Source organism: Streptomyces anulatus, assembly GCF_014650675.1.
Classification (GTDB): domain Bacteria; phylum Actinomycetota; class Actinomycetes; order Streptomycetales; family Streptomycetaceae; genus Streptomyces; species Streptomyces anulatus.
In genome coordinates, this window is the sequence record NZ_BMVK01000012.1 from 143,585 (window position 1) to 158,451 (window position 14,867).

The following is a 14,867-nucleotide window of genomic DNA, read 5'->3' on the forward strand; positions in this document are numbered from 1 at the left end:
CCACCGTGCGTGCTCCGTATGGCCGAAGGGTAGTGCTGCGCGGACACCACCGGTCCGCGCGATTCCCCGCGCGGAGGCTTCTGGAAAGGCCCCACGCACATGGCACAGCCCTTCTCACTGCCGGACTTCTATGTTCCGTATCCGGCGCGGCTCAACCCTCATGTGGAGGCGGCACGCACGCACACCCGCGCGTGGGCCCGCTCCATGGGGATGCTGGAGGGATCCGGCATCTGGGAGGAGAAGGACCTGGAGGCGCACGACTACGCCCTCCTGTGCGCCTACACCCACCCCGACTGCTCGGCCGAGGCCCTCTCCCTGGTCACCGACTGGTACGTGTGGGTCTTCTTCTTCGACGACCACTTCCTGGAACTGTTCAAGCGCACGCCCGACCGGGAGGGCGGCAAGCGGTATCTGGACCGCCTGCCGGCCTTCATGCCGATGGAGCGCGGCGCCCCGACGCCGGATCCGGAGAACCCGGTCGAGGCGGGGCTCGCCGATCTGTGGGCGCGCACGGTCCCCTCGATGTCGGACGCCTGGCGGGCCCGGTTCGCGGAGGCGACGGAGAACCTCCTCAACGAGTCCCTGTGGGAGCTCGCCAACATCCACGAAGGCCGCATCGCCAACCCCGTCGAGTACATCGAGATGCGCCGCAAGGTGGGCGGCGCGCCCTGGTCCGCGGGCCTGGTGGAGTACGCGGCGAACGCCGAGGTGCCCGCTCCGGTCGCCGACTCCCGCCCGCTGCGGGTGCTGCGGGACGCGTTCTCCGACGGGGTGCATCTGCGCAACGACCTCTTCTCCTACCAGCGTGAGGTGGAGGACGAGGGGGAGAACAGCAACGGCGTGCTGGTGCTGGAGAAGTTCCTCGGCTGCTCCACGCAGGAGGCCGCCGAGGCGGTCAACGACCTGCTGACCTCACGGCTCCAGCAGTTCGAGAACACCGCGCTGACCGAACTCGGCCCGCTCTGCGCCGAGAAGAGCCTGGACCCGACGCAGACCGCCGCCGTGCTGGCGTACGTCAAGGGGCTCCAGGACTGGCAGTCCGGCGGCCACGAATGGCACATGCGCTCCAGCCGCTACATGAACGGCGGCGGCGCGGGCGAGGCCGTGGCCGGCTTCGGCATGTCCGCCGCTTCCATCAGGTACACGTTCCGCTCGGAGACCTCGCGGGCCCGCGGCCGGAGCCATGTCCCGTACCAGCACGTGGGCCCCTCGCTGCTGCCGAGCTTCGACCTGCCGTTCGGGACGACGCTGAGCCCGCATCTGGAGGGGGCGCGGGTCCGGATCGTCGACTGGGCACGGCGGATGGGCATCCTGGAGGCCCAGCCGGGCGTGCCGGGTTCGAACATCTGGGACGAGGAACGGCTCGTCGCGATCGACCTGCCGCTGTGCGCGGCGGGCCTGGATCCGGACGCGACCCCGGACGAGCTGGACCTGTCCTCGGGGTGGCTGGCCTGGGGGACGTACGGGGACGACTGGTTCCCGGTCGTGCACGGGCGGACCCGGGACCTGGCGGGGGCGCGGCTGGCCAACGAGCGGCTCTCGCTGTTCATGCCGCTGGACGGCGAGGGGACGCCGGAGCCGGTGAACGCCCTGGAGCGGAGCCTGGGCGACCTGTGGCGCAGGACGGCCGCGCCGATGGACGCGGGCGGCCGGCGTACCTTCCGGACCTCGATCGAGTCCATGACCGAGAGTTGGCTGTGGGAGCTGGCGAACCAGGCGCAGAACCGTATCCCCGACCCGGTGGACTACGTGGAGATGCGGCGGGCGACGTTCGGTTCGGACCTGACGATGAGCCTGTGCCGGCTCGGGCACGGCAGGAAGGTCCCGGACGAGGTCTACCGCAGCGGTCCGATGCGTTCCCTGGAGAACGCGGCGGCGGACTACGCGTGTCTGATGAACGATCTGTTCTCGTACCAGAAGGAGATCGAGTACGAGGGCGAGATCCACAACGGCGTCCTGGTCGTGCAGAACTTCTTCGGCGTCGACTATCCGACGGGCGTGGCGATCGTGCACGACCTGATGAACTCGCGGCTGCGGCAGTTCCTGCATGTCGCCGAGGTCGAACTCCCGGTGCTGTACGACGACTTCGGCCTGGACGCCGAGGCGCGAGAGATCCTGGCGGGCTATGTGCGGGAGCTCGAGCACTGGATCGCGGGGATTCTGATCTGGCACCGGGGCTGCCGGCGCTACCGCGAGGAGGATCTGCGGCGCGGCCACGGCACGCCCTGGCACATCAGCGGTCCCACGGGGCTCGGCACGTCGGCGGCCCAGGTGACCCGGTTGATGGCCCGACTGGCTGGCAGCCCGGCGTAGTTCGCGAGGTCGCGGCCCGTCGTCCGGAGGAACTGCACGGCGGGCCGCGACCGGTGGCGGACCGGCCGGGCGGGGCTCAGAGCAGTACGTGCCGGAGCACCTCCTCGAACTCCGCCGCCGTCGGCGGGGTGTCGGTCAGCAGACCCTGGAGCAGCAGGCCGTCGATGACGCCCTTGAGCACCCGCACCCGGACCGGGTCGTCGGTGTAGCGGTGGCCGTACGCCGAGATGGCCTCCAGCCAGTGCCGGGTGGGGCCGCGCAGCTCCGGGCGGCGGGCCGCGAGCAGGTACAGCTCGTACTCCGCGAGCAGCCGTCCGGGACCCTTGACGACCTTCTCCATCAGCTCCGCCAGCGCGGTGACGCCCTCGGGGCCGCCGTCGGCCTCCTCGGCCAGCCGGAGCATGCGTTGCGCGTCCTGTTCCATGCAGCGGGTGAGCGCGGCGGTGAGCAGGTCGTCGATGCTCGTGAAGTGGTAGGCGGCGGCGGTGGCGGGCAGGCCCGCCTCGCGGGCGACCGCCCGGTGGCTGACGCCGGCGACTCCTTCCCGGGCGACCACCTGGAGCGTGGCCTCGATGAGTTCCTCCTTCCGTCGCTCGCCCTTGAGCAGACGTCCGTCGGTCTGCGGTGCGTGCACGGTGCCTCCGGGCGTCGTGGTGGATGGGGCGGCGGGTGTGCTTCGGCGCCGTCCGTCAGTGTGCGGCCCTTGCGGGGGCCTCGGCCGGTTCCTCGGCGTCGCGGTCCGCCCGCTCCCGGAGACTCCGCTCCAGCGGACGCCGGGCGCACAACGCCGTCAGCAGAGCGGCCGCACCCGCGGCTACGGCGACGACGAAGCCGCCGCCGGGGCCGAAGCGGTCGACGATCGCTCCCGACACCGCGGCGCCGGACGCGACGCCCACGCTGAGGCCGGTGATGGCCCAGGTCATGCCCTCGGTGAGTACGGCGGGCGGCACCGTCCTCTCCACCAGCCCCATCACCACGATCATGGTAGGCGCGAAGAAGAGTCCCGGGAGGAAGACGGCGGCGGACAGCGTGACGAGGTCCCCGACGAGCAGCAGGGGGAGGGTCGTGAGCGCGGTCCCGGCGGTGCCGAGGACGAGCAGCCGGGGCAGCGGCGTCCTGAGCCTGAGCGTCCCGAAGACCAGACCGGCGACGGCGGATCCGGCCGCGTAGACGGAGAGGACGATTCCCGCACCGGCGGGTGATCCCTGCTGTTCGGCGAACGAGACGCTCACGACGTCGACGGTGCCGACGATGGCGCCGCCGGCCACGAGCGTGAGGGCCAGCAGGCGGAGCGCTCCGCTGCGGATCGCCGAGCCGGTGTGCGGGTGACCGTCGGCCGGCCGGGCCACCGGAGGTTCGGTGCGCTTCTGCGGGACGAACATGAGGACGCCGAGCACCAGCAGCACCCCGGCGACCAGCGGCCCGGCCTCGGGGAACAGTGCGGTGCACAGGGCCACCGAGAGTGCGGGGCCCACGACGAAGGTGAGTTCGTCGACGACCGATTCGAGCGAGTAGGCGGTGTGCAGCCGGTCGGAGCCCTTGAGGGCGTGGGTCCAGCGGGCCCTCACCATCGCCGCCATGTTCGGCATCGCGCCGGCCACCGCCGCGCAGCCGAACAGGGTCCAGGCGGGGGCGTCGTACCGGGCGCAGAGCAGCAGCGCGCCGAGCGCCATCACGCTCAGCCCGGCGACGGGCGGCAGCACCCGGCTCTGGCCCCGCCGGTCGACCGCCCGGGAGATCCGCGGACCGCAGAGGGCCATGGACAGGGTGAAGGTGGCGGAGACGGCTCCGGCGAGGCCGTAGTCACCGCGCATCTGGGACACCATCGCGATGATGCCGATGCCCGCCATGGACAGGGGCATGCGGGCGACGAACCCTGCGGCGGTGAAAGCCCTCGATCCGGGCGTCCGGAACAGGACGCCGTAGGGGTTGGCCATGCGCGGACCTCCGGGGAGCAGACGTACGGGCGACCCTTCGCAAGGTGCGGTCGCCGAACTTGAACGATCACTTCAATTTGAACAGTCGTTTCGTTTTCTACCCTAGCCCTCCTCCCGGACCGCCGCCGACCCGGGCGCGGGGAATGGCCGGATCCCCTCCCCGGACAACAGAAAAGGCCGCCCGGACGGATCCGGGCGGCCTTGCGCAGGGACGTTTCAGCCCTGCTGGAACAGCTCTGCGGGCAGGGGCTTGAGCAGGGTGTACAGGTCGTCGGTGATCGGCCGGTCCCAGCTGGCGATGGTCACGAGGACACCGTCGCTGCGATCGAACTGGACGCAGGCGATACGGCTCTCGGAGAGCTTGACGCGGCGGACGATCAGCAGATTGTCGCCCTGCATGACGGGGACGTCCTCGGAGCTGACGACCTCGATCGGCTCGTCGTTCTCCAGGGCGAGGAGCAGTTGGGCCACCTCGAAGGGGACCTGGCCCTCCTCGGTCTCGCGGGCGGGCGAGCCTTCCGGCAGATTGCCGATGATCATCGCCGGGCCCCGGCCGCCGTACAGGTCGTAACGGAGGAAGACGCCCTGACAGCTGCCGTCGGGGGCGGGGAGCAGACCGGCGCCGAGGTTGCCGGGCCAGTCCCCGGGGTCCATGGCCAGGACGTCGAAGTCCGGGCCCGCGGGTGTTGCGGCGCTACGGCGGCGGAGGAAGGACATGCTGCCATGTTACGTGTCCCGGCTCACGTTGCGGAGCCGGGCCCGGGCCCCGTGGGCCCGGGCCGGCCGCATTCCCTCAGCCGGGCGGCGGCTCCGCTCCGACGAGCCACATGGCGAAGAACTGCGCCCCTCCGCCGTAGGCGTGGCCGAGCGCCCTGGTGGCCCCGTCGATCTGGTGCTCCCCGGCCCGCCCCCGTACCTGCAGGGCCGCCTCGGCGAAACGGATCATGCCGGACGCTCCGATGGGGTTGGTGGACAGCACACCGCCCGAAGGGTTGACGGGGAGGTCGCCGTCGAGTTCGGTGACGCCGGCCTCGGTGAGCTTCCAGCCCTCGCCCTCGTCGGCGAAGCCGAGGTTCTCCAGCCACATCGGCTCGTACCAGGAGAACGGCACGTACATCTCGACGGCGTCGATCTCCCGGCGCGGGTCGGTGATCCGGGCCTGCCGGTAGACGTCGGCCGCGCAGTCCTTGCCCGCCTGCGGGGAGACGAAGTCCTTGCCCGCGAACAGGGTCGGCTCGCTCCGCATCGCCCCGCCGTGGACCCAGGCGGGCGGGTGGGGCGAGCGGGCCGCGCCCTCCCGGTCGGTGAGGATCATGGCGCAGGCGCCGTCGGAGGAGGGGCAGGTCTCGGAGTAGCGGATCGGGTCCCAGAGCATGGGGGCGGCCCGGACCTTCTCCAGGGTGATGTCGTGGTCGTGGAGGTGCGCGTAGGGGTTCTTCAGCGCGTTGCGGCGGTCCTTGTACGCGACGAGCGATCCGACCGCGTCGGGCGCTCCGGTGCGCCTCATGTACGCCCGCACGTGCGGGGCGAAGAAGCCACCCGCTCCGGCCAGCAGCGGCTGCTGGAAGGGGACGGGCAGGGAGAGCCCCCACATGGCGTTGGACTCGGACTGCTTCTCGAAGGCGAGGGTGAGGACGGTCCGGTGCACCCGGGCGGCGACGAGGTTGGCGGCGACCAGCGCGGTCGATCCGCCGACCGAGCCCGCCGTGTGGACGCGCAGCATCGGCTTTCCGACGGCGCCGAGGGCGTCGGCGAGGTAGAGCTCCGGCATCATGACGCCCTCGAAGAAGTCGGGCGCCTTGCCGATCACGACGGCGTCGATGTCGCTCCAGGCCAGCCCGGCGTCCTCCAGTGCCCGGACGGCGGCCTCGCGGACCAGTCCGGCGATGGACACGTCGTGCCGGGCGGCGACGTGCTTGGTCTGGCCGATGCCGACGACGGCGACGGGCTCCTTAGACATGGGCACTCTCCCCTTCCAGGACGGCGACCAGGTTCTGTTGCAGGCAGGGGCCGGAGGTGGCGTGCGCGAGCGCCCGGTCGGACTCGCCCCGGTGGATGCGGGCGGCGGCCTCGCCGAGCCGGATCAGCCCGGCGGCCATCACGGGGTTGGCGGCGAGCGCACCGCCCGAAGGGTTGACGCGGACCTCGTCGCCGAGGCCGAGCGCCTTGCGCAGGATGACCTCCTGGGAGGTGAACGGGGCGTGCAACTCGGCTGTGTCGACGGGCCGTTCGAAGACTCCGGCGCGCTCTGCGGCGAGCCGCGCGGAGGGGCTGTCGGTGAGGTCGCGGACGCCGAGGGCGTGCGCCTCGATCCGGTGGTCGATGCCGCGGATCCAGGCGGGGCGCGCGCACAGGGCGCGGGCGGTGTCCCCGGCGGCGAGGACCACGGCGGCGGCCCCGTCGCCGATGGGCGGGCAGTCGCCGGTGCGCAGCGGGTGCACCAGGTAGTCGCCCGCGGGGACGTCGCCGGTGAGCTGGGCGTGCGGGTTGTCGGCGGCGGCGGTGCGGTTGCGGGCGGCGACCTCGGCGAGGGCTCCTTCGTCGGTGGCGCCCGCGTCGATGAGGGCCTGCGCCTGGAGGGCCGCGAGCGCTACGGAGTCCGGCCAGAGCGGGGCGAGGTAGTAGGGGTCGAGCTGGCGGGTGAGGACGTCGCGCACCCGGCCGGGCGAGGACTTGCCGTAGGAGTAGACGAGCGCGGTGTCCGCCTCACCGGTCTGGATCTTCACCCACGCCTCGTACAGCGCCCAGGCCCCGTCCATCTCGACGTGGGACTCGGAGATGGGCGGATGTGCCCCGACGCCGTCGAGCGCCATGGTGAAGGAGAAGGCCCGCCCCGCGAGGTAGTCGGCGGAGCCGGAGCAGGTGAACCCGATCTCGTTCGCCTTGAGGCCGGTCGCGCCCAGGACCTCGTGGAGGACGGGCATCAGCAGGTCGACCTCGGACAGTTCGTCGGTGCGCCAGCGGTGCGTGGTCTGGGCGAAGGCGACGATGGCCACGTCCCGCATCTACACCAGCTCCTTGTACGTGTCGTAGTCGGCGTCGGGCTCGCCGGTGGGCCGGTAGTGGTCCGGGTGGCGGGCTCCCTCCACCCAGACGGGCTCGACGCGCAGCCCCATGCGCACCTGGTCGTACGGGATTCCGGCGATGCGTCCGTGGAGGGCCAGGTCGGCGCCGTCGAGGGCGATGTGGGCGTATACGTACGGGACTTCGATGTCGAGGTTCTTCGCTTTGATGTTGACGATGCAGAACGTGGTGACCGTGCCGCGCGGGCCGACCTCGACCTGTTCGGCGGTGGCGACCCCACAGGTGGGGCAGGCTCCGCGCGGCGGGACGTAGACCTTGCGGCAGGCGGGGCAGCGTTCGCCGACGGTGCGGTGGCCTTCGAGGGCGGCGAGGTAGGCGCTCTGGGCGCGGCCCGGGGTGTGGACGTAGTCGAGGCGGGCCGGGGTGACGATGCCGGTGACGGGATCGGCGAACTCCCCTGTGTGCTCGGCTGGTTCGGTGGCTCCGGGCTCGCCGTCGTGCGGCTCGAAGCAGGCGATGTCGGCGATGGCTCCGGTGCGCGTCGCGGCCCAGCGGATGCGGACGCGCATTCCGGTGCGCACGGCGTCCGGTCCGGGCGCGTCGAGCGCGTGCAGGAGTGCGGTGCCGGCCCCGTCGAGGCGGACGAGCACCCAGGCGAAGGGGGTGTCGAGCGGCTGGTCGCGGCCCGGGGACGGGTTCCAGGCCCAGGTGGTGACGGTGCCGGTGGGGGCGACCTCGACGAGGTCGCGGATCTCGTTCGCGGTGACGGGGTCGTACTCCACGGGAGGCACGAGCACCGTGCCGTCCTCCGTGCGGACGCCGAGTACGGTGCGTTCGCGCAGTCCGGTGAGGAAGGCGCTCTGGACGGGCCCGAGCGAGCGGGTGAAGGGGAATTCGACCACCAGCGGGGCGCTGAGGACGTCGGACATGGCTACAGCCTCCTTGCATCGGGGCTCAGGGCGGGCTCGGCGCTCAGGCGCGCCGGTAGACGGGCGGTCGCTTCTCGGCGAAGGCCCGCGCCCCCTCCTTGGCGTCCTCGGTGGCGAACACGGGCCAGCCGCGCTTGAGTTCGGCGGCCAGCGCCTCGCTCTCGGTCAGCTCCGCACCCTCGTAGACCGAGGCCTTGACCGCCTCGACGGCGAGCGGCCCGCAGGCGTTGACCCGCTCGGCGACGACGAGTGCCTCCTCCAGTGCTGTTCCGTCGGGCACGACCCTGCCGATGAGCCCGATGGCGGCGGCCTCGTCGGCGGTGTACGGGCGGCCGGTGAGGAGCATTTCGAGGGCGTGGGTGCGGGGGATCTGACGGGGCAGCCGGACCGTGGAGCCGCCGATCGGGAAGAGGCCCCGGCGGACCTCGAAGAGACCGAAGGTGGCTCCCGCTCCGGCGATGCGGATGTCGGTGCCCTGCAGGATCTCGGTGCCGCCCGCGACACAGGGGCCCTCCACGGCGGCGATCACGGGTTTGCGCGGCCGGTGGTGGCGCAGCATCGCCTTCCAGTGGAGGTCGGGGTCGGCCGTCATCCGCTCCCGGTACTGCTCCCCCTCCATCCCTCCGCCCGCCAGGGCCTTGAGGTCCATTCCGGCGCAGAACGCGCCGCCGGCTCCGGTCAGGACGACGGAGCGGACCGTGTCGTCCGCGTCGGCCGCGAGCCAGCCGTCGTACAGACCGACGAGCATCGGCAGCGAGAGCGCGTTCCTGGCCTGTGGTCTGTTCAAGGTGAGTACCAGCGTGGCGCCTTCGCGCCGCACGGTGAGATGTTCCGTACCGCCCATGACCGACTCCTGTCTCCAGACCTGGAACAGGTTGCAGGAGGAGGGGGCGCAGTTCAATAGTTTTCTGACAGCTCGTCAGATTCTTTCGACGCCACCCCTTCCCACTTGTGCCGCCCGGCGCTCTAATGACGGCCGAGTCGCCAGTCACCCGGGGTCAGGAGGAACGGTGGAGTACAACCTTGCCGACCTGTTCGAGTCGGTCGTCGACGCGGTGCCCGACCGCGAGGCGCTCCTGTACGTCGACCATCCCGGTACGGGCGCGGAGCGACGGCTCACGTACGCGGAGCTGGACGCGGCCGCCAACCGGATCGCCCACCATCTGATCGACGCGGGGATCCGGCCGGGCGAGCACCTGGGGCTGCACCTCTACAACGGGGTCGAATATCTCCAGACGGTGCTGGGGGCCCTCAAGTCCCGGATCGTTCCGGTGAACGTCAACTACCGCTACGTCGAGGAAGAGTTGGTCTATCTCTACCGGGACGCGGACCTGGTGGCGCTGGTCTTCGACGGCGAGTTCGACGAGCGGGTCGCGGCGGCCGCCCCGCAGGCCCCGGGCCTGCGCCATCTGGTGCGGGTGGGGCCCGCACCCGCCGCTCCCCCGGCCGTGCCGGTCGTGCCGTTCACCGAAGCGGAGAGGTCGGGCGGGTCCGGGCGGGGCTTCGCCCCCCGCTCCGCCGACGACCAGTTCATCATCTACACCGGCGGCACGACCGGCATGCCGAAGGGCGTGATGTGGCGCCAGGAAGACCTGTTCTTCTCGGGCCTGGGCGGCGGAGCACCGACCGGCGAGCCGGTGAAGGCACCGCAGGAGCTGGCGGAGCGGGTCGCCGCGGGCGGGGACGGGATCACCTTCTTCCCCACCCCGCCGCTGATGCACGGGACCTCCACGCTGACCGCGTTCATCGGCTTCAACTTCGGCCAACGCGTCGTCGTGCACCGAAAGTTCGTGCCCGCCGAGGTGCTGCGGACGATCGAGAAGGAGAAGGTCACCAGTGTGTCGCTGGTCGGCGACGCGATGTTGCGCCCGCTGATCGACTGCCTGAACGGGCCGCTGCGCGGGACGGACTGTTCGTCGCTGTTCTCCGTCTCCAGCTCCGGGGCGATCATGTCGGACTCGGTGCGGGCGGAGTTCCAGGCGCTCGTGCCGACCGTGATGCTGCTGAACAACTTCGGCTCCTCGGAGTCCGGTTTCAACGGCACGGCGACGGCCGACTCGGGCCCTGAGCGTGGCTTCCGGGTCCAGGTCAACGCCCGTACGGCCGTGGTCGATCCGGTGACGTACGAGCCGGTGGCCCCCGGCGAGCCGGGCCGTATCGCCCAGCGCGGCCATGTCCCGCTCGGCTACTACAACGACCCGGCCAAGACCGCCGACACCTTCTTCCGCAGGGGCGAGGAGCGGTGGGTGCTGCTGGGCGACATGGCGACCGTGGACGCGGACGGCATCGTCACCGTGCTCGGCCGGGGCTCCCAGTGCATCAACACCGGTGGCGAGAAGGTGTATCCGGAGGAGGTCGAGCAGGCGCTCAAGTCCCACCCGGACGTGTACGACGCGCTCGTCGCGGGCGTACCCGACGAGCGCTGGGGCAACCGGGTCGCCGCCGTCGTCCAACTGCGGGAGGACGCGGAGGCGTTGACGCTGGACGCGGTGCAGGCGCACTGCCGGACCCGGCTCGCCGGCTACAAGATCCCCCGCGCGCTGGTACTCGCCGACCGGATCCAGCGCTCGCCGAGCGGCAAGGCGGACTACCGGTGGGCGAAAGCGGTGGCGGCGGGGGCCGGCCGGGGCTGAGCGGTGCGCGCGGGGGCCGCGTGGGTGTGAGTGCCGCTCCTGTCGGATCGGGTACCGATATCGGCACCCGGTATCCGACGCTGCACCGGCTGGAGGCGGACGGGCTGTTGGTCTCCGAGCAGTGGGTGTCGACGGTCGCACCCGGCGTGTCTACCGGGCGACCGAGGCCGGGAAGAAGCCCTGGACGAGGACCGTCGGGCACTCGGGGAGCCGGTGCGCGAGGTGCTGGGACGACGGGGCACCCTCGCGCCTGGCCGGTTCGGCGGCGCGCCGGCCGGCCGGGCGGGGCGACCGTCTGACCGCCGGTCACGCCCTGCGTGCGGCCACCGCGCGCCGGAGTCCGTAGACAGCCGCGCCGAGGGCCAGGACCGAGGTGCCCCAGATCACCGAGGACACCGGGAGGGCGAACGCCAGGACGAGGCAGCCGGCCAGCCCGAGGACCGGGATCGCTCCGGCCGGGCGGCCCTCGTCCGGAGTGAGGGTCCAGGCGGAGGCGTTGGCGATGGCGTAGTACGCCAGGACGCCGAAGGAGGAGAACCCGATCGCCCCGCGCACGTCCCCGGCCGCGGCGACCACGGCCACCACGGCGCCCACCAGGAGCTCGGCCCGGTGCGGCACCTTGAATCTCCGGTGGACCGCGGCCAGACCGCGGGGCAGGTGCCGGTCACGGGCCATGGCCAACGTCGTGCGCGAGACGCCCAGGATCAGTGCGAGCAGCGAGCCGAGCGCGGCCACCGCCGCACCGACGCTTACCACCGGCACCAGCCGGTCGGCACCTGCCGCCCGGGCCGCGTCGGACAGGGGCGCGGCGGCCTGCGCCAGCCCCTGCGGGCCGAGGACGCTCAGCACGGCGACGGCGACGACGGCGTAGACGACCAGGGTGATGCCGAGCGCGATCGAGATGCCCCGGGGGATGGTGCGCCGCGGGTCGCGGACCTCCTCGCCGAGCGTGGCGATGCGCGCGTATCCGGCGAAGGCGAAGAACAGCAGGCCCGCCGCCTGGAGCACCCCGCCGAAGGTCGCGTCGTCCCCGACGGCGAGCCGGGCCGCACTCGACGCGGACGAGGTGAGCGAGGCGACCACCACGAACGCCAGCACCGCCAGGACCACGGCCACCACCACCCGGGTCAGCATCGCCGACTTCCGCACCCCGGCGTAGTTCACCGCGGTCAGCGCCACCACCGCCGCGACCGCGACGGCGTGCTCCTGGCCGGGCCATGCGTACGAGCCCACCGTGAGCGCCATGGCCGCGCAGGAAGCGGTCTTGCCCACCACGAAGGCCCACCCGGCGAGGTAGCCCCAGAAGTCACCGAGCCGCTCGCGGCCGTAGACGTAGGTGCCGCCCGAGGCCGGGTAGCGGGCGGCGAGCCGGGCGGAGGAGGTGGCGTTGCAGTACGCGACCACCGCGGCCAGGGCCAGGCCGATCAGCAGCCCGGAGCCGGCCGCGCGCGCGGCCGGTGCGAGTGCGGCGAAGATCCCCGCGCCGATCATCGACCCCAGGCCGATGACCACGGCGTCGACCACTCCGAGCCGCCGCTGCAACTCCTGCGGCCCGACGTCCGTCGACGGCTTGCTCATGGATTCACTCCTCTGCGACACGACGCTTCTCTTACGGGCCTCGATATCGGCAGACGCTATATGAGCCGGTCGTAGCCGCCATCACCGCGCCTCGGGAGGTCGACCTCGACGAGGTCGCCCGTACGGTCCGGCGCCGGACCGTGCCCCCGTCCGCCTGTACCGGACGGTGAGTGAAGTGACCGTCGGGCATCCCGGGTCCTCTCCGGCCGATCCAGGGCTGTGGCAGGATGCCGCCCATGACTGATGTCCGAAGGGGCCGTGCCGCGTAGAACACCGGCTTCGCTTCGACCGCGTCAACGCGGCTGGGGACGGCCGTGGGTGCGCTACCGCGATGTCCCGAGACTGTCGGGAGCCGCGAACGCGGCCGTCCGCGCCCTCGAACGGGAGCGTCTGACCCCGGGCATCGTGTCGGTGGCGCTGAGCGTCTGGTCTGTCCGCGTCCACGGCGCCGAGCGCCGTTGGAGGCGTGGAGAGGCCGAGTTCACCTGTCCGTGCTGTGGTGAGGGCTGGGCTCGGGACACGCTGCAGCAAGCTCTGTTCATGCTGCCGGCGAGCGCCGCTGCCGAGCTCCGGGTGCAGGTCGAGAGCCTGGATGAGGTGCTGCTGAGGCGAACGCACCACGAGCCCCTGACAGATCCGGAGTTGTCGTGGTGGCATCGCAGATGCTGAGCGCGGCCACGCCGTCCACCGGTTCGTCGGCTCCGGTCCGAGCCCGTCCGTCGACGCCCGACCCGGCCGCCCGCGAGCGGGTCAGGCGAGCCCGAACGACCGGATCGCCGCGAGGAATTCCGTCGGCCGTTCGGTGTGGATCAGGTGCCCGGCGTCAACGGTGACCAGTTCGGCGTCCGGTATCGCCCGGGCCATCTCCGCGAGGTGTCCCTGGTCGATGTGGCTGGTGGGGCCGCCGCCGATGACGAGGGTGGGCGCGGTGATCTCCGGGAACCGCCTCCGGACGGCCGGGTCGGGGTCGTTGAGCTGGACGTCGGTGTCGGGGACGACGGACCAGTCGAAGTCGAGCGTGCCGTCCGGGCGGACGGAGGGCGGCCGGGGCGGGTCGAGCGGGTGGAGGGGCGGCGCGTCCTCGACGACCAGCCGTCCGATCAGGCCCGGTTCCCGCTGGGCCAGGAGGTAGGCGGCCACCCCGCCCATGGAGTGCCCGACGACGGTCGCGCCGGCCAGGTTGCGGGTCTCCAGGAAGGCGTGCACGTCGTCGCGGAACATCTCGAAGGAGTAGCGGCCGGGCCAGTCGCTCAGCCCGTGGCCCCGGAAATCGGGGGCGTACACGCGGTGGTCGGCGGCCAGGTCCTCAGCGATCCGGGTCCAGGTCTCGCTGGAGCCGGCCCGCCCGTGCAGGAGGACGACGGGCGGGGAAGCCTCCTCGCCCCATACCCGGTACGCCAGCCGGACCCCGCCCGCCTGCACCGTACGGACGTCCGGGTCGAGGAAGGCCTCCACCGCACGGGTGAAGGCTCCCGGGTCGTCCAGCCACGGGAAGTGCCCGGCGCCCCGCTGGACGACGAACTCGGCGCCCGGGAAGAGCGCGGCGAGCTCCGTGGCCCGGTCCGGGCTCGGGTGGCCGTCGTACTCCCCGGCGAGGACGAGGACCGGCACGGTCAGTCCGCGCAGGGCGGCGGCGGTGGCGGCCGGGTCGAAGGCCCCGTCCCCGGCGTAGTGGCCGCGTGCCTCCGCGTTGGTCTGTCCGGCGGACGCCTCGGCGTGGGCGCGGGCAGCCGCGTCCCAGCGGCCGTAGGTGAGGGGCCGGACGGCGGGCCACAGCTCGGCGAACGGTCCGCCGGCGAGCAGTGCCTCCTGGGCGGCCCTGGCCTCGGGGTACCAGGGCTCGTCGCGCCGCAGCTCGGCGGCCTCGCGCAGGTCCTGGTCGCTGATCTCGATGCCCACGGCCCGGGTGCTGGGTGTGACGAGGGTCAGGGTGCGCAGCCGGTCCGGGTGGCGGGCCGCGTACAGCAGGGCCAGGTCGGCCCCGGCGGAGTGCGCCAGTACGTCGATCCGGTCGAGGCCCAGGTGTTCGCGCAGTGCCTCCACGTCGTCGACCAGGTGGTCGCAGCGGTACGTCGAGGAGTCCTCGGGCACACCGGAGTCGCCGGTGCCGCGGAGGTCCAGCGACACGAGCTGCCGCCGGGCGGCGAGCCCTCCGAGGTCACCGAGATACGCGCTCGCCCGCATCGGCCCGCCGGGCAGGCAGATCAGCGGCTCCCCCTCCCCCACCAGGTGATAGGCGAGCGGTGTCGTGTCGTGCGCGGAGAAGATCGGCATGCTCCCCATCCAAACAGGAAGCCGTGAGCGGGCGCACCGGACTTCGCCGCGGGCTGATCCGCCGCGGACGCCGCGCGCCTCTTGCCAGCACCCCCGGCCTCCTGAATTACTGCTCCCAGGAAGATCGACCGAATGATCGGTCGCCCCCTTGCGGCCATTTCGTCGCCTTTTGGTTGCTT

General features: G+C 72.3%; 11 protein-coding genes. 2 read left to right on the plus strand and 9 right to left on the minus strand.

Features of this window, described 5'->3' with window-relative positions; all coding sequences use genetic code 11:
• Positions 1-99: 99 nt before the first annotated feature.
• Positions 100-2,313, plus strand: coding sequence for a terpene synthase family protein (locus IE272_RS26810; RefSeq protein ID WP_190008353.1), 2,214 nt, complete (start codon positions 100-102; stop codon positions 2,311-2,313).
• Between the two features lie 76 nt (positions 2,314-2,389).
• On the opposite strand, the gene IE272_RS26815 is transcribed toward IE272_RS26810, so the two are convergent.
• From IE272_RS26815 to IE272_RS26845, 7 genes are all read right to left on the minus strand, one after another.
• On the minus strand, positions 2,390-2,947 hold the full coding sequence (locus IE272_RS26815) for a TetR/AcrR family transcriptional regulator (RefSeq protein ID WP_050361620.1): 558 nt from the start codon (positions 2,945-2,947) through the stop codon (positions 2,390-2,392).
• 55 nt (positions 2,948-3,002) lie between these two features.
• Positions 3,003-4,250, minus strand: a complete 1,248-nt coding sequence (locus IE272_RS26820) for an MFS transporter (protein ID WP_190008355.1) — start codon at positions 4,248-4,250, stop codon at positions 3,003-3,005.
• A gap of 216 nt (positions 4,251-4,466) precedes the next feature.
• Entirely contained in the window at positions 4,467-4,967 is a 501-nt protein-coding gene (locus IE272_RS26825) for a hypothetical protein (protein WP_003971159.1), read from the minus strand.
• 76 nt (positions 4,968-5,043) lie between these two features.
• Entirely contained in the window at positions 5,044-6,210 is a 1,167-nt protein-coding gene (locus IE272_RS26830; RefSeq protein ID WP_050361618.1) for a thiolase family protein, read from the minus strand.
• Positions 6,203-7,255, minus strand: coding sequence for a thiolase family protein (locus IE272_RS26835; RefSeq protein ID WP_190008357.1), 1,053 nt, complete (start codon positions 7,253-7,255; stop codon positions 6,203-6,205). Before IE272_RS26835 ends, IE272_RS26830 begins: the two co-directional genes overlap by 8 nt.
• Positions 7,256-8,203, minus strand: coding sequence for a Zn-ribbon domain-containing OB-fold protein (locus IE272_RS26840; RefSeq protein ID WP_190008359.1), 948 nt, complete (start codon positions 8,201-8,203; stop codon positions 7,256-7,258).
• A 43-nt stretch (positions 8,204-8,246) separates the two neighbouring features.
• Positions 8,247-9,047, minus strand: coding sequence for a crotonase/enoyl-CoA hydratase family protein (locus IE272_RS26845; RefSeq protein WP_050361615.1), 801 nt, complete (start codon positions 9,045-9,047; stop codon positions 8,247-8,249).
• A 166-nt stretch (positions 9,048-9,213) separates the two neighbouring features.
• On the opposite strand from IE272_RS26845, the gene IE272_RS26850 reads away from it, so the two are divergent.
• The gene (locus IE272_RS26850) at positions 9,214-10,836 is read left to right on the plus strand and encodes an acyl-CoA synthetase (RefSeq protein WP_190008361.1); all 1,623 of its coding nucleotides are present in this window, start codon (positions 9,214-9,216) and stop codon (positions 10,834-10,836) included.
• Positions 10,837-11,142: 306 nt separating this feature from the next.
• On the opposite strand, the gene IE272_RS26855 is transcribed toward IE272_RS26850, so the two are convergent.
• The gene (locus IE272_RS26855) at positions 11,143-12,414 is read right to left on the minus strand and encodes an APC family permease (protein ID WP_190008363.1); all 1,272 of its coding nucleotides are present in this window, start codon (positions 12,412-12,414) and stop codon (positions 11,143-11,145) included.
• A gap of 750 nt (positions 12,415-13,164) precedes the next feature.
• Positions 13,165-14,688, minus strand: a complete 1,524-nt coding sequence (locus IE272_RS26860) for an alpha/beta fold hydrolase (protein ID WP_190008365.1) — start codon at positions 14,686-14,688, stop codon at positions 13,165-13,167.
• Positions 14,689-14,867 lie beyond the last annotated feature (179 nt).

What these genes read in the sequence shown, in the direction of transcription:
- IE272_RS26810 (WP_190008353.1), top strand. Translation starts at nt 100, where the DNA reads ATGGCACAGCCCTTCTCACTGCCGGACTTCTATGTTCCGTATCCGGCG.
- IE272_RS26820 (WP_190008355.1), bottom strand. Translation starts at nt 4,250, where the DNA reads ATGGCCAACCCCTACGGCGTCCTGTTCCGGACGCCCGGATCGAGGGCT.
- IE272_RS26825 (WP_003971159.1), bottom strand. Translation starts at nt 4,967, where the DNA reads ATGTCCTTCCTCCGCCGCCGTAGCGCCGCAACACCCGCGGGCCCGGAC.
- IE272_RS26830 (WP_050361618.1), bottom strand. Translation starts at nt 6,210, where the DNA reads ATGTCTAAGGAGCCCGTCGCCGTCGTCGGCATCGGCCAGACCAAGCAC.
- IE272_RS26835 (WP_190008357.1), bottom strand. Translation starts at nt 7,255, where the DNA reads ATGCGGGACGTGGCCATCGTCGCCTTCGCCCAGACCACGCACCGCTGG.
- IE272_RS26840 (WP_190008359.1), bottom strand. Translation starts at nt 8,203, where the DNA reads ATGTCCGACGTCCTCAGCGCCCCGCTGGTGGTCGAATTCCCCTTCACC.
- IE272_RS26845 (WP_050361615.1), bottom strand. Translation starts at nt 9,047, where the DNA reads ATGGGCGGTACGGAACATCTCACCGTGCGGCGCGAAGGCGCCACGCTG.
- IE272_RS26855 (WP_190008363.1), bottom strand. Translation starts at nt 12,414, where the DNA reads ATGAGCAAGCCGTCGACGGACGTCGGGCCGCAGGAGTTGCAGCGGCGG.
- IE272_RS26860 (WP_190008365.1), bottom strand. Translation starts at nt 14,688, where the DNA reads ATGCCGATCTTCTCCGCGCACGACACGACACCGCTCGCCTATCACCTG.